The sequence below is a fragment of the Streptomyces sp. AC1-42W genome (assembly GCF_003248355.1).
In the GTDB taxonomy this organism is placed as follows: Bacteria; Actinomycetota; Actinomycetes; order Streptomycetales; family Streptomycetaceae; genus Streptomyces.
The window spans coordinates 1,974,448-1,992,862 of record NZ_QKWY01000001.1; the positions used below are offsets into that span (position 1 = coordinate 1,974,448).

Annotated in this window: 17 protein-coding genes and 1 pseudogene; 7 read left to right on the top strand and 11 right to left on the bottom strand. The window is 72.4% G+C overall.

Going from position 1 to position 18,415, the window contains the following annotated elements; genetic code table 11:
• Positions 1 to 39: 39 nt before the first annotated feature.
• A complete protein-coding gene (locus tag DNK56_RS08960; protein WP_111332181.1) occupies positions 40 to 1,299 on the bottom strand; it encodes an arginine deiminase in 1,260 nt (419 codons plus the stop codon).
• Positions 1,300 to 1,340: 41 nt separating this feature from the next.
• Positions 1,341 to 2,777, bottom strand: coding sequence for a basic amino acid/polyamine antiporter (locus DNK56_RS08965; protein WP_274578583.1), 1,437 nt, complete (start codon positions 2,775 to 2,777; stop codon positions 1,341 to 1,343).
• A gap of 148 nt (positions 2,778 to 2,925) precedes the next feature.
• Between DNK56_RS08965 and DNK56_RS08970 the strand changes: the two genes are divergently transcribed.
• Positions 2,926 to 3,840 (top strand): MerR family transcriptional regulator, encoded by a 915-nt coding sequence (locus tag DNK56_RS08970; protein WP_241989816.1) that lies wholly within the window; start codon positions 2,926 to 2,928, stop codon positions 3,838 to 3,840.
• Here DNK56_RS08970 and DNK56_RS35845 read toward each other — a convergent pair.
• Both DNK56_RS35845 and DNK56_RS08980 read right to left on the bottom strand, forming a co-directional pair.
• Positions 3,821 to 4,003: pseudogene (locus DNK56_RS35845) on the bottom strand (NUDIX domain-containing protein); the annotation flags it as partial. The gene DNK56_RS08970 and the pseudogene DNK56_RS35845 overlap by 20 nt on opposite strands.
• A gap of 310 nt (positions 4,004 to 4,313) precedes the next feature.
• A complete protein-coding gene (locus DNK56_RS08980; protein WP_111332187.1) occupies positions 4,314 to 4,691 on the bottom strand; it encodes a VOC family protein in 378 nt (125 codons plus the stop codon).
• A gap of 192 nt (positions 4,692 to 4,883) precedes the next feature.
• Here DNK56_RS08980 and DNK56_RS08985 point away from each other — a divergent pair, with 192 nt between their 5' ends.
• Positions 4,884 to 5,753: a ScbA/BarX family gamma-butyrolactone biosynthesis protein gene (locus tag DNK56_RS08985; protein ID WP_111332189.1), complete on the top strand. Its 870-nt coding sequence runs from the start codon at positions 4,884 to 4,886 to the stop codon at positions 5,751 to 5,753.
• Positions 5,754 to 5,807: 54 nt separating this feature from the next.
• On the opposite strand, the gene DNK56_RS08990 is transcribed toward DNK56_RS08985, so the two are convergent.
• Positions 5,808 to 6,593, bottom strand: a complete 786-nt coding sequence (locus tag DNK56_RS08990; RefSeq protein ID WP_111332191.1) for an SDR family oxidoreductase — start codon at positions 6,591 to 6,593, stop codon at positions 5,808 to 5,810.
• A gap of 31 nt (positions 6,594 to 6,624) precedes the next feature.
• On the bottom strand, positions 6,625 to 7,275 hold the full coding sequence (locus tag DNK56_RS08995; RefSeq protein ID WP_111332193.1) for a TetR/AcrR family transcriptional regulator: 651 nt from the start codon (positions 7,273 to 7,275) through the stop codon (positions 6,625 to 6,627).
• A gap of 79 nt (positions 7,276 to 7,354) precedes the next feature.
• On the opposite strand from DNK56_RS08995, the gene DNK56_RS09000 reads away from it, so the two are divergent.
• From DNK56_RS09000 to DNK56_RS09015, 4 genes are all read left to right on the top strand, one after another.
• Entirely contained in the window at positions 7,355 to 7,876 is a 522-nt protein-coding gene (locus tag DNK56_RS09000) for an SRPBCC family protein (RefSeq protein WP_111332195.1), read from the top strand.
• Between the two features lie 205 nt (positions 7,877 to 8,081).
• Positions 8,082 to 9,710: an alkaline phosphatase D family protein gene (locus DNK56_RS09005; RefSeq protein WP_111332197.1), complete on the top strand. Its 1,629-nt coding sequence runs from the start codon at positions 8,082 to 8,084 to the stop codon at positions 9,708 to 9,710.
• Positions 9,711 to 9,791: 81 nt separating this feature from the next.
• Positions 9,792 to 11,105 (top strand): multidrug effflux MFS transporter, encoded by a 1,314-nt coding sequence (locus DNK56_RS09010; RefSeq protein WP_111332199.1) that lies wholly within the window; start codon positions 9,792 to 9,794, stop codon positions 11,103 to 11,105.
• A 52-nt stretch (positions 11,106 to 11,157) separates the two neighbouring features.
• Positions 11,158 to 12,153, top strand: coding sequence for a small ribosomal subunit Rsm22 family protein (locus DNK56_RS09015; RefSeq protein ID WP_111332201.1), 996 nt, complete (start codon positions 11,158 to 11,160; stop codon positions 12,151 to 12,153).
• A gap of 3 nt (positions 12,154 to 12,156) precedes the next feature.
• Here DNK56_RS09015 and ddaH read toward each other — a convergent pair whose 3' ends face one another.
• Positions 12,157 to 12,984 (bottom strand): dimethylargininase, encoded by an 828-nt coding sequence (gene ddaH, locus DNK56_RS09020; RefSeq protein WP_342211066.1) that lies wholly within the window; start codon positions 12,982 to 12,984, stop codon positions 12,157 to 12,159.
• 363 nt (positions 12,985 to 13,347) lie between these two features.
• Between ddaH and DNK56_RS09025 the strand changes: the two genes are divergently transcribed.
• The gene (locus DNK56_RS09025; RefSeq protein WP_111332203.1) at positions 13,348 to 14,091 is read left to right on the top strand and encodes a bifunctional DNA primase/polymerase; all 744 of its coding nucleotides are present in this window, start codon (positions 13,348 to 13,350) and stop codon (positions 14,089 to 14,091) included.
• Between the two features lie 27 nt (positions 14,092 to 14,118).
• On the opposite strand, the gene DNK56_RS09030 is transcribed toward DNK56_RS09025, so the two are convergent.
• The 4 genes from DNK56_RS09030 to efeO are packed head-to-tail and all read right to left on the bottom strand — an operon-like array spanning position 14,119 to position 18,396.
• Positions 14,119 to 15,033, bottom strand: coding sequence for a hypothetical protein (locus tag DNK56_RS09030; protein ID WP_241989950.1), 915 nt, complete (start codon positions 15,031 to 15,033; stop codon positions 14,119 to 14,121).
• Positions 14,984 to 15,952 (bottom strand): iron uptake transporter permease EfeU, encoded by a 969-nt coding sequence (gene efeU, locus DNK56_RS09035; protein WP_111332205.1) that lies wholly within the window; start codon positions 15,950 to 15,952, stop codon positions 14,984 to 14,986. The genes DNK56_RS09030 and efeU overlap by 50 nt, the downstream gene beginning before the upstream one ends.
• Before the next feature lie 30 nt (positions 15,953 to 15,982).
• Positions 15,983 to 17,239 (bottom strand): iron uptake transporter deferrochelatase/peroxidase subunit, encoded by a 1,257-nt coding sequence (efeB, locus tag DNK56_RS09040; RefSeq protein ID WP_111332207.1) that lies wholly within the window; start codon positions 17,237 to 17,239, stop codon positions 15,983 to 15,985.
• Positions 17,240 to 17,259: 20 nt separating this feature from the next.
• On the bottom strand, positions 17,260 to 18,396 hold the full coding sequence (efeO, locus tag DNK56_RS09045; protein WP_111332209.1) for an iron uptake system protein EfeO: 1,137 nt from the start codon (positions 18,394 to 18,396) through the stop codon (positions 17,260 to 17,262).
• Positions 18,397 to 18,415: the final 19 nt, after the last annotated feature.

Consider the following 18,415-nt stretch of genomic DNA (forward strand, 5'->3'; position numbering starts at 1 on the left):
GCCGTGTGTTCCGGGTACGGCCGCTTTCGGGGCCCCGTCTCAGAACGCCACCGGCTCGCGGATCAGCGGGCAGGTCATGCAGTGGCCGCCGCCCCGCCCCCGGCCCAGCTCCGCGCCGACGATCTCGATCACCTCGATGCCCGCCTCCCGGAGCAGCGCGTTGGTCTGGGTGTTGCGGTCGTACGTGAACACCACGCCCGGTTCGACCGCGACCGCGTTGTTGCCGCTGTCCCACTGCTGCCGCTCGGAGGCGTACACATCGCCCCCCGTCTCGATCACCCGGAGCCCCGGCAGCCCCAGCGCCCCGGCGACCACCTCGGTGAACGGCCGGGAGCCCTCGTCGGTGATGTCCACCGGCACCGCGCCGCCGCCCGGCCGCAGCGAGAAGGCGTGGATCGCGTCCACGATGCGCGGGTAGAGGGTCACGACATCCCGGTCGGCGAAGGTGAACACCGTGTCCAGATGCATCGCCGCCCGCAGCTTCGGCATGCCCGCCACGACGACGTGCTCCGCCGCGCCCCGCTCGAACAGGGCGGCGGCGACCTGGGTGATGGCCTGGCGCGAGGTGCGCTCGCTCATGCCCATCAGGACGACCCCGTTGCCCACGGGCATGATGTCGCCGCCCTCGAACGTGGCCTGGCCCCAGTCCCGTTCCGGGTCGCCCCACCACACCGTGGCGTCGGCGAAGTCCGGGTGGAAGCGGTAGACGGCCTTCATCAGCAGGGTCTCGCCGTGCCGGGCGGGCCAGTAGAGCGGGTTGAGCGTGACCCCGCCGTACAGCCAGCACGTGGTGTCGCGGGTGTACAGCGTGTTGGGAAGCGGCGGCATCAGATACTCGCGCACCCCGTTCGACTCGCGGGCCAGGGCGATGTACGGCGGGCGGTAGTCGTCGGGCAGGTCGGTGGTGGCCAGGCCGCCGATCAGGAACTCGGCCAGCGCGCGCGGGGCGAGGGTGTCCAGGAAGGCGCGGGTGGAGTCGATCAGCCCCAGGCCCGCCTCGCCGGCCGTGATCTTCCGGTCGAGCAGCCAGTCCTTCGCGCCCGGCACGGCCAGCGTCTCGGCAAGGAGGCCGTGCAGCTCGACGACCTCGACGCCCCGAGCGGTGAGCGCGTCCACGAAACCGGCGTGGTCCCGCTGGGCGTTCTCCACCCACATCACGTCGTCGAAGAGCAGATCGGCGGCGTTGGTCGGGGTGAGCCTGCGGTGCGCGAGGCCCGGCGCGCACACCAGGACCTTGCGGAGCCGGCCGACCTCGGAGTGGACACCGAGCGGGATGCGGGAAGCGCTGGCAGCGGTCATGTGCGGTCCTTCGCAGACGGGTTGGGGGAGGCGGGTCCGGCTCAGAGGCTGATCCAGCCGACCGCGAGGGCGATCACACCCAGGGCGGCACCGGCGACCGAGACGGCGCAGATCAGCAGCTCACGGGGGGAGAAGGGGCGCCGGCCCTGCTCGCGGCGTGCCATCACGAACAGGATCGTGGCCGGGGCGTAGACGATGAAGGAGAGCAGGACGAACCTGAGCCCGGCCGCGTACAGCAGGAACGCCGTGTAGAGGGTGGCCAGGACGCCGATGGCGAGGTCGCGCCCCGTCGTCGGCCGCTGGGCCAGCGGGTCCGCGGTGAGCGAGATCTTCAGCGCGAACGCGGCGGCGAGCAGGAACGGGATCAGGGTCAGCGAACTGGTCATGTTCAGCGCGAAGTTGAAGGCGTCGTCCGAGAGCAGCGTGACGACGAGCACCAGTTGCACCAGCACGGTGGTCATGACCAGGGCGGGCACGGGCACGTCGTCCGCCGTGGCCCGGCGCAGGAAGCGCGGCATGTCGTGGTCCTGCGCGGCCACGTACAGCACCTCGGCGGCCATCAGGGACCAGGCCAGATAGGCGCCGAGGACGGACACGATCAGCCCGACGCTGACGAAGACGGTGCCCCAGGTGCCGACCGCGTGCTCCAGGACCCCGGCCATGGAGGGCTGGCGCAGCTCCGCGATCTCGCTCATCGGCATGATCCCGTACGAGACGATGGTGACCGAGGCGAAGACGGCGAAGACGCTGAGGAAGCCCAGGACCGTGGCCCGGCCCACGTCCTTGCGGCGCCGGGCGTGCCGGGAGTAGACGCTCGCGCCCTCGACGCCGAGGAAGACGAAGACGGTGGCCAGCATGGTGCCGCGGATCTGGTCGAACAGGGAGCCCGCGTAGTCGGCGCCGCCCCAGTTCTCCGCGAACACCTCCGGGTCCAGGCAGAAGAGCGCCAGCACGACGAAGACCAGGATCGGTACGACCTTGGCGACCGTGACGACGCGGTTGATCGCCGCGGCCTCCTTGACGCCCCGCCGGATCAGCAGGAAGAAGCTCCACAGCCCGACCGAGGAGAGCGCCGCGGCCAGAACGGTGTCGCCGTCGCCGAGCGCCGGCCAGATCGTGCCGATGGTCGACATGATCAGCACCCAGTACGTCACATTGCCGACGCAGGCGCTCGCCCAGTAGCCGAACGCCGAGAAGAACCCGAGGTACTCGCCGAACCCGGCCTTGGCGTACGCGTACACCCCGGCGTCCAGGTCCGGCCGGCGCATCGCCAGGGACTGGAAGGCGAACGCCAGCATCAGCATGCCCGTGCCCGCGATCGTCCAGGCGATCAGCGCCCCCGCGACGCCGGTCTCCTCCGCGAAGCGCCGGGGCAGCGAGAACACCCCGGCGCCGACCATGGAGCCCACGACCAGCGCGGACAGCGTCATCAGCGAGAGTTTCGCCGTGTGGGGCTGTTCTTCGGTGACTGTGGACACGGAGCTGGGCCCTTCCTGCATGGGGGTGAAATGTACCTTTCGTCACGTTGCTGGGCGCGGCTGACGGGCCGGTGTCCCCGGATCGGGGCCCGGCTTGACCCTCCCCTTACGTCAGGCCCGAGATCGGCCACGACGAAAGGGCAGGCGCATGAGCTATTCCGTGGGTCAGGTCGCGGCCTTCGCCGGAGTGACCGTGCGCACGCTGCACCACTACGACAAGGCGGGGCTGCTCTCGCCCAGCGGCCGCTCCCCGGCCGGGTATCGGCTGTACGGCGAGGCCGACCTGGTCCGCCTCCAGCAGATCCTCTTCTACCGCGACCTGGGCTTCTCCCTCGACGAGATCGCCGAGATCTTCAAGGACCCGCAGGCCAATGCCCTGGACCGGCTGCTGGCACGGCAGGAGCGGCCGGCGGCGGAGATCGCCCGGCTGGAACGGCTGTCCGAGGTGGCCCGCCGCGCGATCGAGGTGCAGCGGACCGGGGTCGCGCTCACCCCGCAGGAGCGCTTCGAGGTGTTCGGCGAGATCGCCTTCGACCTGAGCTACGCCACCGAGGCGGAGCTCAAGTGGGCCGACTCGCCGGGCCGGCGCGAGTCGATGGCCCGCGCCGCCGCCCATACGAAGGAGGACTGGCGCCGGCTCATGGGCGAGGCCACGGCCTGGCGCGCGGAACTGCTGGCCGCCTTCGACGAGGGGGAGCCGAGCGACGGCGAGCGGGCCAGGGACCTCGCCGAGGAGCACCGGCTGCACATCTCGCGCTGGTTCACCGCCTGCCCGCCGGACATGCACCGGCGCATCGCGGACGACTTCGCCGCCGATCCGCGCGCCTTCGCCCTGGTCGTACCGCCGCCTCACCGCCGCACCCGCACCCCGCCGCTCAGCCGTCCCCCCACCCCCACGCGTCGAAGTACGCCGCCGTGCCCGTCAGACGGGCCGTCAGCACCGCCTCCAGGCGGGCGAAGTCCTGGCGGGGCATCAGGGGCCGCCACTCGTCCAGGGACAGCACCCGGACCGCGTCGTGCTCGTCCGGGTCCAGGACGATGGAACGGATCTGCTCGTCCGTGAGCCGGCCGCCGTCGAAGACGCAGCCCGCCGTGCTGTACGGCCAGTCGGCGCCGGGCGGCCCGAAGACCGAGGCCAGGAGCCGGGGCGGGCCCGGCACCTCGATACCCGTCTCCTCGCGGCACTCCCGGCGGGCCGTCTCCCAGGGCCGCTCGCCGTGGTCCATCGTCCCGCCCGGGAACTGCCAGGGGTGCGTGCGCGAGTACGTGGCCCGCAACTGCACCGGGCGGCAGTCCTCGTCGGTGAAGAAGACGAAGGCGAAGCCGGTCGACTTGGGCACCGAGCGGGCGTACTCGTCGGGCGGCAGCAGCACCCGCCCGCTCGTGCCGCCTCCATGCGTGTTGTACGAGGTCAACAAGGCCCTCCTGGGGTCGTCGCGGCAGGATCACCGTGTTCAACGACCGCCCCCACCCCTCGCACCCCTGTATTTCGGCCACCCGGAGCGGGAATGGCCGAAACGCCGGGCTGCCGCCGTGTCAGCGGTGTGACAGTACGTTGACCACCTTGCCGTTGGGGTCGCGCACGAAGAAGCGCCGTACGCCCCACTCCTCGTCCTGCGGGCCGTGGACGATCTCCGCGCCCGCGCGGACCAGCGCGGCGTGCACCGCGTCCACGTCCGCCACCTCGACGCTCATGTCCGGGTTGACCGGGCCGGTCGCGTCCCGTGTCATGAAGCTGATCTGGGCCGCCGGCCGCGTCGGCGAGGCGAGGGTCATGATCCAGCCAAGGTTCATGACCTCCTCGAAACCGAGCAGACCGTAGAACGCGGCGTTGTCCCGCAGCACGGACTCGTTCGCTCCGTCCTCGTCACCCGTGCCGACCGGGATGTTCGGGACCACACGCTGTACAGACATGGATCACTCCTGTCACATTGATGACGGTCAGTCACTCAACCCACACTAGACGTCCGCTCCGAGGCCGCTTGAGAGCTACTCCAGGGGGTGGCTGGAAACTGCGGGCGCGGCCGGGGCAAACTGGCCTGATCACGGCCGGTCCGGGGTGACCCCGAACCGGCCATTCGCATCGGAGTTCCCCGGGGGCGCCTCATGATCCAGTTCTCCTCGCGCGTGGCCGAGGAACACTTCCGGCGACTGGTCCACCGGGGGGACCCGCTTGACGTGTTCCCCACGGCGGTGGCCCGGCTGAACGAGACCCGGTTCTGCGTGCCCGCCCACTGGCCGCGCGCCCACCGCTTCTTCGCCCCTGTGGGCGGCAGCCACCAGGACCCGCTGCTGATCGCGGAGACCATGCGGCAGGCGGCCATGCTGGTCTGCCACGCCGAGCTGGGGGTGCCGCTCGGCGACGCGTTCGTGATGTGGGAGCTGAACTACGCCACCGCCGCCGAACACCTGGTGCTCGGCGAGGAGCCCTGGGACGTCGTGGTGGAGGTGACCTGCTCCGACATACGCCGGCGCGGCAGCAGCCTCCGCTCGATGCGGGTCGACTTCGTCATACGCCGGGACGGCGGGGTGCTCGCCACCTGCGGCTCCCGGATCAGCTGCACCTCGGCCGCCGCCTACCACCGGCTGCGGGGCAGCAGGGGCCCCGTGTCCGTGCCCCTGATCCCGGCCCTCGCGCCGCACACGGCAGGCCGGACCGCCGAGCGTGACGTCGTCCTCGGGCCCGCCGAGGGCCCCGGCCGCTGGCCGCTGCGGCTCGACACCGGGCACCCGACGCTGTTCGGCCGCCCCAACGACCACGTACCGGGCATCCTGCTCCTCGAAGCCGCCCGGCAGGCCGCCAACGCCACGGTGCCGGGCTTCCTCCCGGTCACGGTGCGCTCCGACTTCCTGCGGTACGTGGAGCTGGACCGGCCCTGCCGGGTCGAGGCCCGCCATGCGCCGGGCGGCGTGTTCGTACGGGCGGAGCAGGACGGCGACACCGTCTTCACCTGCACGCTCGGCGGACCGGCCTGAGAGCGGAGCCGCGGTCCCGGTCGGGGCCACCGTCCCGCTGCACCCGCGCGCCCCTCATCCCCGGCCCACGTACGGCATCGTGGTGGCCATGACCGTGGCGAACTGGATGTTCGCCTCCAGGGGCAGCTCCGCCATGTGCAGGACCGTCCGGGCCACGTCGGAGGCCGCCATCATCGGTTCCGCGGCCGGCTCCCCGTTGGCCTGGAGGGTGCCCGTCCGCATGTGTTCCGTCATGTCCGTCGCCGCGTTGCCGATGTCGATCTGCCCGCAGGCGATGCGGTAGGGGCGGCCGTCCAGCGAGAGCGACTTCGTCAGGCCGGTGATCGCGTGCTTCGTCGCCGTGTACGCGACCGAGTGCGGGCGGGGCGTATGGGCGGAGAGGGAGCCGTTGTTGATGATCCGGCCGCCCTGCGGGTCCTGCTCCTTCATCCGCCGGTACGCCGCCTGCGCGCACAGGAACGCCCCGGTCAGGTTCACCTCGACGACCCCGCGCCAGTCCTCGTACGCCAGGTCCTCGACCGGCACCCCGCCCGGACCGAAGGTCCCCGCGTTGTTGAAGAGCAGGTCGAGACGGCCGAAGCACTCGTGCACCGACGCGAACAGCGCGTCCACGTCCTGCGGGCGCGAGACGTCGGCGGGCACGGTGATCATCCGGGCGTCCGGGCCGGCCAGCGCGGCCGTCCCGGCGAGCGGGTCCGGGCGGCGGCCCGTGAGCGCCACCGACCAGCCCGCGCCGGCCAGGGCGAGCGCCACCGCGCGGCCGATGCCGGAACCGGCACCGGTGACCACGGCCGTGCGCGGGGCGGAGTCCTTCGCGGAGTTCAACAGATTGTTGCTCATGCCGCCGCAGCGTACGCGTGGCCTGTCGCCCTCAGCCCGCAGGACCGGCGGGGCCGGGAGCATCCGGTGCGCCGGACAGGGGCGACCCGCCCAGCAGCGCGTCCGCGCACTCCTCGGCGAGCCGTTCCGCGTGCGCGGGCAGCGGCTGCCCCGCACGCAGCGGGCGGCGGACCACCGAGAGCGGCAGATCGATCAGCGCGAGGGCGATCCGCTCCCGGTCCGCCGGCCCGTCCGCGCCCGGCCCGTCCGCGCCCAGCCCGGCCGCCAGCGCGGCCAGAGCGGCCCGCACCCGCCGGTCGCCCCGGTCCGCGCGGGCGCGGTGCTCCCCGGACCAGCCGGAGCGGCCGAAGTCCTCGGCGCCGTACAGCAGGAGCGCCGCCTCCTGCGGGTGGGCGCGGCTCCAGGCGACGACATGGCGGGCCGCCGCGCGACCGGCCCGCCGGGCGTCCGCCCCGGAGTCCATGGCCGCGAACCAGCCCTCCTGGAAGCGCTCCACCGTCCGCAGCCACACCTCGGCGAGCAGCGTGTCGCGGCCGGGGAAGCGATGGTAGACGGAGCCGCTGGGGGCGCCCGTCGCGCGGGCGAGGGCCGACATGGTGATCCCGGCCGGGCCGGCGGCGGCGCCCAGCGGCACGGCGGCGTCCAGGAGTTGATCGGTGCTGAAACGGGGTGGCCTGGCCATGAATCGGAGAGTACTCTCCATAAAGATTTTGGAGAGGTGTCTCTATTTTCTGTTTCTCTATTCGCCGGGGGCGGGACGCATGGCTGTCTACAACGTGCATGAACGGCTGCTGCCCGTCGCGGCGGACCGGGCCGGCGCCCTGTTGGACACCCTGGCGCGCCCCGGCGCCCAGGACCGCTTGTGGCCGCACCGGAGCTGGCCCGCGATGGCGTTCGACCGGCCGCTGGGCGTCGGCGCGGCCGGCGGCCACGGACCCGTGCGGTACACGGTCGTCGCCCATGTCCCCGCGCTCTGGGTGCGGTTCGCCTTCGATGGGCCGCGCGGCTTCCACGGCTTCCACGAGTACGCCGTACTGCCCGCCGGGCCGGGAGAGCCGGGAACGCTGCTGCGGCACACCCTCGCCATGCGCGCCACCGGCCCGGCCCGGCTGAGCCGGCCGCTCGTCTGGCGCCCGCTGCACGACGCGCTGATCGAGGAGAGCCTGGACCGGGCGGAACGGTCCTGCGCGGGCGCCGTGGCCCGGCCCGCGCGCAGGGGACCGTACACACGGCTGCTGCGCGCCCTCGCGCGACGCCTCGCCGGACGCAACCCCCTGGGGTGAATTCGCGGGCGGCCACGGCGATTCACGCGCCCTCGCGGCCCCGCTCGGCGATCATCGATCCGCCCCGAACGCGGCGTTTGCCCCCCGGGGCACCATCCTGCCGCACTCCTCATCCGGACGACGCCCGCACGACGCGAACACGTCAGCCTCCGGATGCGCCCGGCCGGTGGACTTCCACCCATACCACCAGTCAGGGGAGGGACAGATGACGCACTCATCGCCACAGCAGGAGCTGCGCGACGCCGCCCGGCACACCGACCGCCGCCGCTTCCTCACCGTCACCGGAGCCGCCGCCGCGCTCGCCTTCTCGGTCGGCCTGCCCGCCGCCGGAACGGCCGGCGCCGCCGAGCTCAGCGGCCACCGCATCGGCGAGAACCCGTTCACGCTCGGCGTCGCGTCCGGAGACCCGCAGCACAACTCCGTCCTCCTGTGGACCCGCCTCGCGCCCCGCCCCTTCGAACCCGACAGCGGCCTGCCCCACGCCCGCGTCGAGGTCCACTGGGAAGTCGCCCACGACGAGCGCTTCACCCGGATCGTGCGGCGCGGCACCACGTACGCCCATCCGGAGTTCCACCACAGCGTGCACGTCGAGGTGCGGGGCCTGGCCCCCGACCGGGTCGTCCACTACCGCTTCCGCACGGGCCGGTGGACCAGCCCCACCGGACGCACCCGCACCGCGCCCCCGCCCGGCGCCCACAAGCGCGAACTGGCCCTGGCCGCCGTCTCCTGCCAGGCGTACCACGACGGCTACTTCACCGCCTACCGCCACCTCGCCCAGGAGGACGTCGACGTCGTCTTCCACCTCGGTGACTACCTCTACGAGTACGCCGTCAACGCCACCGGCGGCGCCCGCGCCTACACCGACCGCACCCTGCCGGCCCTCTTCAACCGCGAGACGACGACGCTGGAGGACTACCGGCTGCGGTACGCCCTCTACAAGTCCGACCCGGACCTGCGCGCCGCCCACGCCGCGCACCCCTTCGTCGTCACCTGGGACGACCACGAGACCGAGAACAACTACGCGGGCGGCACCCCCGAGAACAGCGTGCCGCCCGAGGAGTTCCTGATCCGCCGGGCCGCCGCCTACCGCGCGTACTGGGAGAACCAGCCGCTGCGCGCCCCGCAGCGGCCCACCGGGCCCGACATGCGGCTCTACCGCCGCCTGAACTTCGGCCGGCTCGCCCAGTTCGACGTCCTCGACACCCGCCAGTACCGCAGCGACCAGGCGTACGGCGACGGCTGGCGCACCCCCGGACCCGAGTCCGAGGACCCCAGGCGCACCCTGACCGGCGCCACCCAGGAACGCTGGCTCCTCGACGGCTGGCGCCGCTCGCACGCCACCTGGAACATCGTGCCCCAGCAGGTCACCTTCGCCCAGCGCCGCGACGTGCCCACCGACGCCTTCAAGCTGTCCATGGACTCCTGGGACGGCTACCCCGCCTCCCGCGACCGCGTCATCGAGGGTGCCGAGCGCGCCGGCGTGGACAACCTCATGGTCCTCACCGGCGACGTCCACGTCAGCTACGGCTTCGACCTGAAGCGGGACTTCGACGACCCGGACTCGCGCACCGTCGGCACCGAGATCGTCACCACGTCCATCACCAGCGGCAAGAACGGCTCCGAGAAGCCGGCCAACCACAACAACCTCACCCGCGCCAACCCGCACCTGAAGTTCTACAACGGGCGCCGCGGCTACGCCGTCATCACCCTCCAGGAGCGCCAGGCACGCGCCGACTTCCGTACGGTCTCCGCCGTCACCACCCCGGGCGCGCCGATCACCACCGCCGGCTCCTACGTCACCGAGGCCGGCGACCCCGGCCTCAAGCCCGCCTGACGGCCGTCGACCATCGCGAGGTATCGACCGTCCCGCCGAGCTGAGAGGATAGAGCCGGATTCAACAACCATGGAGATGAGAATGCCGGAGAGCGGCGGCAGCCGGGCCCAGCACATACGCACCACCGACACCACCCCCGAAACCGCCGCTCCCGCGCAGTCCGGACAGCCGCCCGCCGGCAGAGCCACCGGCGCCGCCCGGCGCACCGGTCTCCTCGTCACCCTGGTCCTCGGCGGACTGACGGCGGTCCCGCCGCTGTCCATGGACATGTACCTCCCGGCGCTCCCCGCCGTCACCGACTCGCTCCACGCCCCCGCCGCCACGGTCCAGCTCACCCTCACCGCCTGCCTCACCGGCATGGCCCTCGGCCAGGTCGTCGTCGGACCGCTCAGCGACCGCTGGGGCCGGCGCCGCCCGCTGCTCCTCGGCATGGCCGTCTACGTGCTGGCCACCGCGCTGTGCATCTTCGCCCCGTCCGCCGGGCTCCTCATCGCCTTCCGCCTCGTCCAGGGCCTGGCCGGCGCCGCCGGCATCGTCATCGCCCGCGCCGTCGTCCGCGACCTGTACGACGGCGACGCGATGGCCCGGTTCTTCTCCACCCTGATGCTGATCTCCGGCGTCGCACCCGTCATCGCGCCCGTCATCGGCGGCCAGGTACTGCGGCTCACCGACTGGCGCGGCATCTTCGGCGTCCTCACCGTCGTCGGCCTGCTGCTCACCTTCGCCGTCCACAAGTGGCTGCACGAGACCCTGCCGCCCGCCGAGCGCCACACCGGCGGCATCGGCGACGCGCTGCGCACCATGCGCGGCCTGCTCGCCGACCGCGTCTTCACCGGCTACATGATCGCGGGCAGCCTCGCCTTCGCCGCCCTCTTCGCCTACGTCAGCGCCTCGCCCTTCGTCGTCCAGGAGATCTACGGCGCCTCCCCGCAGACGTTCAGCCTGCTGTTCGGCATCAACTCCATCGGGCTGATCGCCGTCGGCCAGGTCAACGGCAAGCTGCTCGTCGGCCGGGTCAGCCTCGACAAGGCCCTCACCTGGGGACTCGTCATCATCGTGGCGGCCGCCGCCGCGCTGCTCCTGATGACCGCCGGGATCTTCGGCGACGTCGGCCTCGTGCCCGTGGCCACCGGGCTTTTCGTGCTGATGTCGGCGATGGGCCTGGCGATGCCCAACACCAACGCGCAGGCCCTGATGCGCACCAAGCACGCGGCGGGCTCCGCCTCCGCGCTGCTGGGCACCTCGCAGTTCCTGATCGGCGCCATCGCGTCCCCGCTCGTCGGGATCGCCGGCGAGGAGACCGCCGTGCCCATGGCCGTGGTCCAGCTCGCCTGCGCCGCCGGCGCCCTGCTCTGCTTCCTCACCCTGTGCCGCCCCTGGGCCCGCCGCCCCTGACCGGTCCCGGCGGCCGTCCGGGGCCCGCCCCCGGCCCGCCTACAATTCCCCGGTGAACGCCACCCTCCCCACCGCGGACGCCCTGCGCGCGGCCCTGTCCGGAGCACTGGACGGGCTGCCGCCCAAGCAGGCGGGCCAGGCCGTCGACCGGCTCATCGCCCACTACCGGGGCACGGTGCCCACCGGGACGCCGGTGCTCCGCGACCGCTCGGACGTCGCCGCGTACGCCGCGTACCGGATGCCCGCCACCTTCGAAGCGGTACGGGCCGCCCTCGGCGCGCTGCGCGAGGCCGCCCCCGACTGGGCGCCCGCCACCCACACCGACGTCGGCGGCGGCACCGGATCGGCGAGCTGGGCCGTCGCGGGGGAGTGGCGGGGCCACCGCACCACCGTCCTCGACTGGGCCGAACCCGCTCTCGCCCTCGGCCGCGAACTGGCCGCCGCCGGCCCGGACGCGCTGCGCACCGCCGACTGGCGGCGGGCCCGCATCGGCGAGGACCTCGAACTCGCCCGCGCGGACCTGGTCACCATCTCCTACGTGCTCAACGAACTGACCGGCCCCGCCCGCACCGCGCTCATCGACGCCGCCGCCGCGGCCGCGCAGGCCGTCGTGGTCGTCGAACCCGGCACCCCGGACGGCTACACCCGGATCATCGAGGCCCGCGACCGGCTCACCGCCGCCGGCCTCACCGTCGCCGCGCCCTGCCCGCACAGCGACGCCTGCCCCATCGAGCCGGGCACCGACTGGTGCCACTTCGCGGTCCGGGTCAGCCGGTCCTCGCTGCACCGGCAGGTCAAGGGCGGCTCACTGGCGTACGAGGACGAGAAGTTCTCCTACGTCGTCGCCACCCGGTTCGCCCCGGACCCGGTCACCGCCCGCGTGATCCGCAGGCCGCAGATCCGCAAGGGGCAGGTGCTCCTCGACCTGTGCACCCGCGACGAGGCCCTGGGCCGCACCACGGTCACCAAGCGGCACGGCGGGCTCTACCGCGCCGCCCGGGACACCGACTGGGGCGACCCCTGGCCGCCCCGGCAGGACGCGGAGTAGCGGCTAGCCGCGCAGCTCCTGCGTACAGCACTTCACGCTGCCGCCGCCCTTCAGCAGCTCGCTCAGGTCCATCGGCACCGGCTCGAAGCCGCGCGCCCGCAACGGGTCGAACAGGCCCGTCGCCGCCTGGGGCAGCAGCACGTGCAGCCCGTCGCTCACCGCGTTCAGGCCGAGCGCGGCGGCGTCCGCCTCCCCGGCGATCAGCGCGTCCGGGAAGAGCCGCGCGAGTACCGCCCGGCTGCCCGGCGAGAACGCCGGCGGGTAGTACATGACCTCGTCCGCCGCGTCGTCCAGCACACACAGCGCGGTGTCCAGGTGGTAGTAGCGCGGGTCCACCAGATCGAGCCCGATCACCGGCCGCCCGAAGAACTCCTGCGCCTCCCCGTGCGAGAGCGGCGAGGACCGGAAACCCCGCCCCGCCAGCACCCAGGAGGCGGTCACCGCGAAGTCGCCCTCGCCCTCGTTGACGTGATCCGGCTCATGGACCTCGGTGAAACCGTGGGCCAGGAACCAGTCGCGATGGGCCGCCGCCTCCTCGAACCGCTCCTGATAGGCGAACCGGGCGCCCAGCACCCGCCCGTCGATCACCGTGGCCCCGTTCGCCGCGTACACCATGTCCGGCAGCTCCGGACGCGGCTCCAGCAGATCGACGGTGTGACCGAGAGCACGGTAGCGGTCGCGCAGATCCTCCCACTGCGTCTGCGCCAGCGGCAGGTCCACCGGCTTGGTGGGGTCCATCCAGGGATTGATGGAATACGTCACCCGGAAATGGGAAGGGGCACACATCAGGTAGTGCCGGGGGGTCGCTTGACGGCTGGTGGAGTGGCGCACCGCGCCTCGATGAGGGGTGGTGGTCGGGCGACGGGTGGGCAAAGAGGGCTCCTCACGAGGTGTCGCGGCGGCTGGTGGCCACTGCGGCGGGTGCGTCGCACGGGTGTGTGCGTGAGCCCATGGTGCGCCGTCCGGCGCCCCGGGCACAGTGGTCCGAACGGGTGGTTCACGCGGACACAGGCCCCCGGCGGACGGCACCGGCTGGGCGCGAGCCCGTCACGAAGCGTGCTCTTTCGTGACAAAGAGTGGCATAGCGCCGCCCGCGCTCCCTCACCCGTCCCACCCCGCTTCCGGACTCTGGCCACCCGAGGCGCAGGATGGTGGGACCATGGGCTGGGGCACAACGCAAAGGCAAGGGGATAGATGGGCGTCGATTTCGGCCGTTCTCGCGGCTCAGAGGGCAGGTTTTCCCAGTGGCTGCGGCGCCGACCCAAACCGCAGCAGCGCGAGGTCGACGACACCGCGCGGGAGGCGCTGCTCCTGGCTGTCGCCGAAGCCGGAATGCCGATCGCGCCCGCCGCCCACCCGGTCGGCTACCGATGTTCCTGCGAACGCATCGGCTGTCCCACCCCCGCCCGGCACCCGCTCTCCTTCGCCTGGCAGACGCAGTCCACCACGGACCGCGCCCAGATCGAGCGCTGGGCCCGCAGCCAGCCGCAGGCCAACTTCATCACCGCGACGGGCATGATCCACGACGTCCTCGACGTCCCGCTGGCCGCCGGTGAACAGGCCCTGGAGCGGCTGCTCGCCGCCGGCGTCGAGGTCGGGCCCGTGGCCCGCTCCGGCGACGACCGGATGCTGTTCTTCACCGCGACGCGCGGCACCCCCGAGGACGAGGACGAGTGGTGGCCCTGCGAGCTGGACTGCCACCCCGAGACGATGGACGAGCACCCCGGACTGCGCTGGCACTGCCGGGGCAGCTATGTGCTGCTGCCGCCCGCCCAGCTGCCCGGTGAGCTGGACGTCGCCTGGCTGCGCGGCCCCGAGCACCCGCTGCCGGACCCGCTCTCCCTGCTGGAGACGCTGACCGACGCCTGCGCCCGGTTCGTCGGCTCCGCCGGCGGCGAGTCCGACCACGACGCGGTGGCCTGGCCGCTGCGCCGATAGCCGCGGAGCCGGCGGCCCGGTCCCGCCCTACGAACCCTTCGCCGACGTCAGGCCCGGCAGCCGGTTGAGCACGGCCACCCGCTTCGCGTCGGCGCCCTTCTTCGGCACGTACACCAGCTGGCTGGACACCCGATCCTTGGTGAGCGTGTTCTTCACCTCGCCGGTCAGCAGCGCCTCCACATCGGGATCGACCGCAGGGCGCAGCCCCTGGGCGGCGGTCTGCCGCTCGTAGTGCCTGCTGCTGAAGAAGACCAGCGCCCCGCCGTCCTCGGTGACCAGCCCGAGCGGGGCGAACGCGCCGCTGTCCATCGGCTGGTCCACGTACTGGTAGGAGAAGCCCGCCCGCCGGGTGTTCAGCCGGGCCTCGCGCCACTGAGAGGTGTCGGGACCGGGCGCGAAGACGTCCGGCGAGCCCTTCTGGAGGTACTGCGTGTACCGGGTGCCGAGGTCCTCGGGAGCCACCACCAGACCGGGGTCGTCCGGGGCGACCGGCTTCGCCCCGCCCTCGCCGTCCTTCGCCAGGGCGGGCATGTCGCCGGGCGTGACGACCGACAGATAGGCGGCCTTCCAGCCCGCGTCCGGGCCGGCCTTGACGAAGACCAGCAGCCAGCGGTTGTCCCGCGCGCCCTCGTCCTGGTCGCGGTTGGAGTCCGTGTCGGCGAGGAACCAGCGCGGCCAGCCGGCCTTGCGCGGGAACACGAACCGGGCGTCTGTCAGCTCCAGCGGCCGGTGCCGCGAGTTCCCGGTGGGCGATATCCGGTGCCGGGCCTTGAGCCCCGCCTGGTTGATGGCGCCGAGGGAGCCCGTCACCACACCCGCGTCGAGCGCGGGATCGTACGCCTTGTCGGCGGCGTTGTACGCGGCGGTGAACTCCTTGAGCGCCCCGGCGGCCTCAGCTTTCGTCGCCGCCGGAACGACTTCCCGCTCGCCGTGCACCGTCACGCATCCGCTCGCCGTCAGGCTCAGCGCCGTCGCCACCGCGAGTGCCGCCGCCCGCCGCACCGGCTTCAGACTTCTCATCCGCTGCTTTCCGCGCCTTCTGATCCGTCGCCACTGACCGTCCGAACCCTACCGGGGCCAGGAACAGCGCGAGGGTCGGGATCAGATACAGGGCCCACACCGTGAGTTGGAGGACGGTGGGGTCCGGCTGGAAGTTGAAGGTGCCCTTGAGCAGCGTGCCGTACCAGCTGTCCGGCGGGATGGCGGAGCTGACGTCGAACGCCCGGCTTTGCAGACCGCCCAGGAACTCGGCCTCCTGGAGGTCGTGCACCCCGTAGGCCAGCACGCCGGCCGCGACGACGACCAGCATGCCGCCGGTCCAGGTGAAGAACTTCGCCAGGTTGATCTTCAGCGCGCCCCGGTAGAACAGCCAGCCCAGCACCACCGCCGTGCCGATGCCCAGCACCGCGCCGATCATCGGATGCCAGCCGTCGTCCGCCGCGTGCACCGCGCGCCACACGAACAGCGAGGTCTCCAGGCCCTCCCGGCCCACCGCCAGCAGCGCGGTGGCGACGAGCGCGCCGGTGCCCATGGCGAGCGCCGCGTCGAGCTTGCCGTGCAGCTCCGCCTTGAGGTGGCGCGCGGTCCGCCGCATCCAGAAGACCATCCACGTCACCAGGCCCACCGAGAGGATCGACAGCGAACCGCCGAGCGCCTCCTGCGCCTTGAACGTCATCTCCTGCGAGCCGAATTCGAGCCCGGCGCCGAAGCCGAGGCTCACGACGACCGCGATGGACACCCCGATCCAGATGGGCGCCAGCTTGTCGCGGTTGCCGGTCTTCACCAGGTAGGCGATGAGGATGCAGACGACCAGGCTGGCCTCCAGGCCCTCACGCAGCCCGATCAGGAAGTTGCTGAACACGTCTCGGTTCCCTTTCCGCTTCGAGTCCCGTTACGAGAACAGCGCACGGCCCCACCAGTCGTCCTTGTCGCGGACGCCCGGCGGGACGGCGAAATGCGCCGAACCCACGTGCTGGATGTACTCGTTGAGTGCGTCGTGTGCCGCCAGGCGCCGTTGCAGGGGGACGAACGCCTTGCGGGTGTCGCGCTGGTACGCCAGGAAGAACAGCCCCGCGTCGAGCCGGCCCAGGCCGTCGGTGCCGTCCGTGAAGGAGTAGCCCCGGCGCAGGATCGTCGCCCCGCCGTTGGTGTCCGGGTGCGCCAGCCGTACGTGCGCGGTCGGCAGCATCGCCTTCAGGAACGGTTCGTCGCGCTCCTTGGAGCGGCCGACCGGGGCGCCCTCGCCCTTGTCGCGGCCGAAGACGTCCTCCTGCTCCTTGAGCGAGGTACGGTCCCAGGTCTCGATGTGCATCCGGATGCGCCGCGCGACCAGGTACGAGCCCCCGGTCATCCAGTCGGGTCCGTCGCCGGAGCCGACCCACACATGCTTTTCCAGCGCGGCGGCGTCGGTGCCGGAGATGTTCCGGGTGCCGTCCTTGAAGCCGAACATGTTGCGCGGGGTCTGCGCGTCCGGGGTGGTGGACGAGGTCTTGCCGAAGCCCAGCTGGGACCAGCGGACCGCGGTGCGGCCCATGCCGATCCTGGCCAGGTTGCGGATGGCGTGCACCGCCACCTGCGGGTCGTCCGCGCACGCCTGGACGCACAGATCGCCGCCGCTGCGGGCCTTGTCGAGGTTGTCGCCGGGGAACTTCGGCAGGTCCACCAGCGCCTCGGGCCGCCGGTCCGCCAGGCCGAAGCGGTCCTTCGCGAACAGCGAGGGCCCGAAGCCGAAGGTCAGCGTCAGCCGGGACGGCTTGAGGCCCAGCGCCTCGCCCGTGTCGTCCGGCGGCGCCTCGGGCACACCGCCGTAGGCGCCGTCGCCGACCTCGTGACCGGCGGTCATCCGCTCGGCGGCCCGCGTCCACTCCTTGAGCAGCGCGACCAGTTCGCCCCGGTCCTTCGTCGTCACGTCGAACGCGGCGAAGTGCAGCCGGTCCTGGACGGCGGTGGCGATTCCGGCCTGGTGCGCGCCGCGGAAGGGCACGGCGGCGCCGCTGTCGGCTGCCGCGGCCGTCCCTCCGCCGCCGGAGCGGGCCGCGCCGACGCCGACACCGGCCGCGGCGCCGAGCGCGAGCCCGGCCCCGCCCCAGCCCAGCAGCGCCCGCCGCGACGGGGCGTCCCCGCCGGAGGCGTGCTTCTCCTCGCTCATCGCGGCCCCTCTTCCGCCGGTTACTTCGTCACCGCGGCGGCCAGCTTGGACAGCGGCTCCGCCAGGGCGTTGACCGCGTCCGACAGCTCCTTGCGGTCCGCCTTGCCGACCTTGTCGTAGGAGGTGAACTCGTACGTGGAGGAGTCCTTGCGGTACTTCTCCAGCAGCTTGTTCAGCTCGCCGAACCGCTTGTCGAGCGTCTCGGTGAGCGCGGAGTCGTTCTTGGCCGCGATCGACCTCAGCAGCTTGTAGGACTGCTCGGCGCCCTCCACATTGGCCTTGAAGTCGACCAGGTCGGTGTGGCTGTAGCGCTCCTCCTCACCGGTGACCTTGCCGGTGGCGACCTCGTCCAGCAGCTCCTTGGCGCCGTTGGCCATCGAGGTCGGGGTGATCTCGGCGGTGCCGACCCGCTTCTGCCAGTCCACCAGGTCCTTGTAGAGGACCGGGGCGAGCGCCTTCTCCTCGGCGCCCAGCTTCTCGTCCTGCCACAGCGCCTTCTCCAGGCGGTGCCAGCCGGTCCACTTCTGGCCCTCCTCCAGGCCGTCCTCGCGGACGTCGACCTTGGGGTCGATGTCACCGAAGGACTCGGCGACCGGCTCGGTGCGCTCCCAGCCGATACGGGAGTCGGCGTACGCCTTCTTCGCGGCCTCGATGTCACCCGCCGCGACGGCGTCCGTGAAGACCTTCGCCTTCGGCAGCGTCTGGTCGGCCTGCGCCTGCACATAGGTGCGGTACGCGGCGACGGCCTTGTCCATCTCGGGGCTGCGCTTGACCGCCTTGCCGCCGCTGACCTCGATCTTCTGCCGGATGCCGTGGCCCTTCATGCCGGGCTTGCAGGCGATCTCGTACGAACCGGCCTTGATCTCGGCCGTGATGGTGGCCTTGGTGCCGGGGCCGATGTTCTCGCGCTCGGCGACGATGCGGTCGTCCGGGAAGAGGATGTAGACCTCGGTGACCTTGGAGCCCTTGTTCTGCACGGCCAGCTCGATGTGACCGGCCGGCAGCTTCGTCCGGGAGACCTCGCAGGAGTCGTCCTTGGCGATGACCTCGACGGCCCCCTCGCCCTTCCCGTCGCTCTTCTCGGAGCATCCCGTGACGGCGGTCAGAGCGGCCGCGGTGACGGCAGCGGTGACGACGGAGAGACGAACGGCTCGCATTTGGGCTCCACATGAGGAT

What these genes read in the sequence shown, in the direction of transcription:
- DNK56_RS08960 (WP_111332181.1), bottom strand. Translation starts at nt 1,299, where the DNA reads ATGACCGCTGCCAGCGCTTCCCGCATCCCGCTCGGTGTCCACTCCGAG.
- DNK56_RS08970 (WP_241989816.1), top strand. Translation starts at nt 2,926, where the DNA reads ATGAGCTATTCCGTGGGTCAGGTCGCGGCCTTCGCCGGAGTGACCGTG.
- DNK56_RS08980 (WP_111332187.1), bottom strand. Translation starts at nt 4,691, where the DNA reads ATGTCTGTACAGCGTGTGGTCCCGAACATCCCGGTCGGCACGGGTGAC.
- DNK56_RS08985 (WP_111332189.1), top strand. Translation starts at nt 4,884, where the DNA reads ATGATCCAGTTCTCCTCGCGCGTGGCCGAGGAACACTTCCGGCGACTG.
- DNK56_RS08990 (WP_111332191.1), bottom strand. Translation starts at nt 6,593, where the DNA reads ATGAGCAACAATCTGTTGAACTCCGCGAAGGACTCCGCCCCGCGCACG.
- DNK56_RS08995 (WP_111332193.1), bottom strand. Translation starts at nt 7,275, where the DNA reads ATGGCCAGGCCACCCCGTTTCAGCACCGATCAACTCCTGGACGCCGCC.
- DNK56_RS09000 (WP_111332195.1), top strand. Translation starts at nt 7,355, where the DNA reads ATGGCTGTCTACAACGTGCATGAACGGCTGCTGCCCGTCGCGGCGGAC.
- DNK56_RS09005 (WP_111332197.1), top strand. Translation starts at nt 8,082, where the DNA reads ATGACGCACTCATCGCCACAGCAGGAGCTGCGCGACGCCGCCCGGCAC.
- DNK56_RS09010 (WP_111332199.1), top strand. Translation starts at nt 9,792, where the DNA reads ATGCCGGAGAGCGGCGGCAGCCGGGCCCAGCACATACGCACCACCGAC.
- DNK56_RS09025 (WP_111332203.1), top strand. Translation starts at nt 13,348, where the DNA reads ATGGGCGTCGATTTCGGCCGTTCTCGCGGCTCAGAGGGCAGGTTTTCC.
- efeB (WP_111332207.1), bottom strand. Translation starts at nt 17,239, where the DNA reads ATGAGCGAGGAGAAGCACGCCTCCGGCGGGGACGCCCCGTCGCGGCGG.
- efeO (WP_111332209.1), bottom strand. Translation starts at nt 18,396, where the DNA reads ATGCGAGCCGTTCGTCTCTCCGTCGTCACCGCTGCCGTCACCGCGGCC.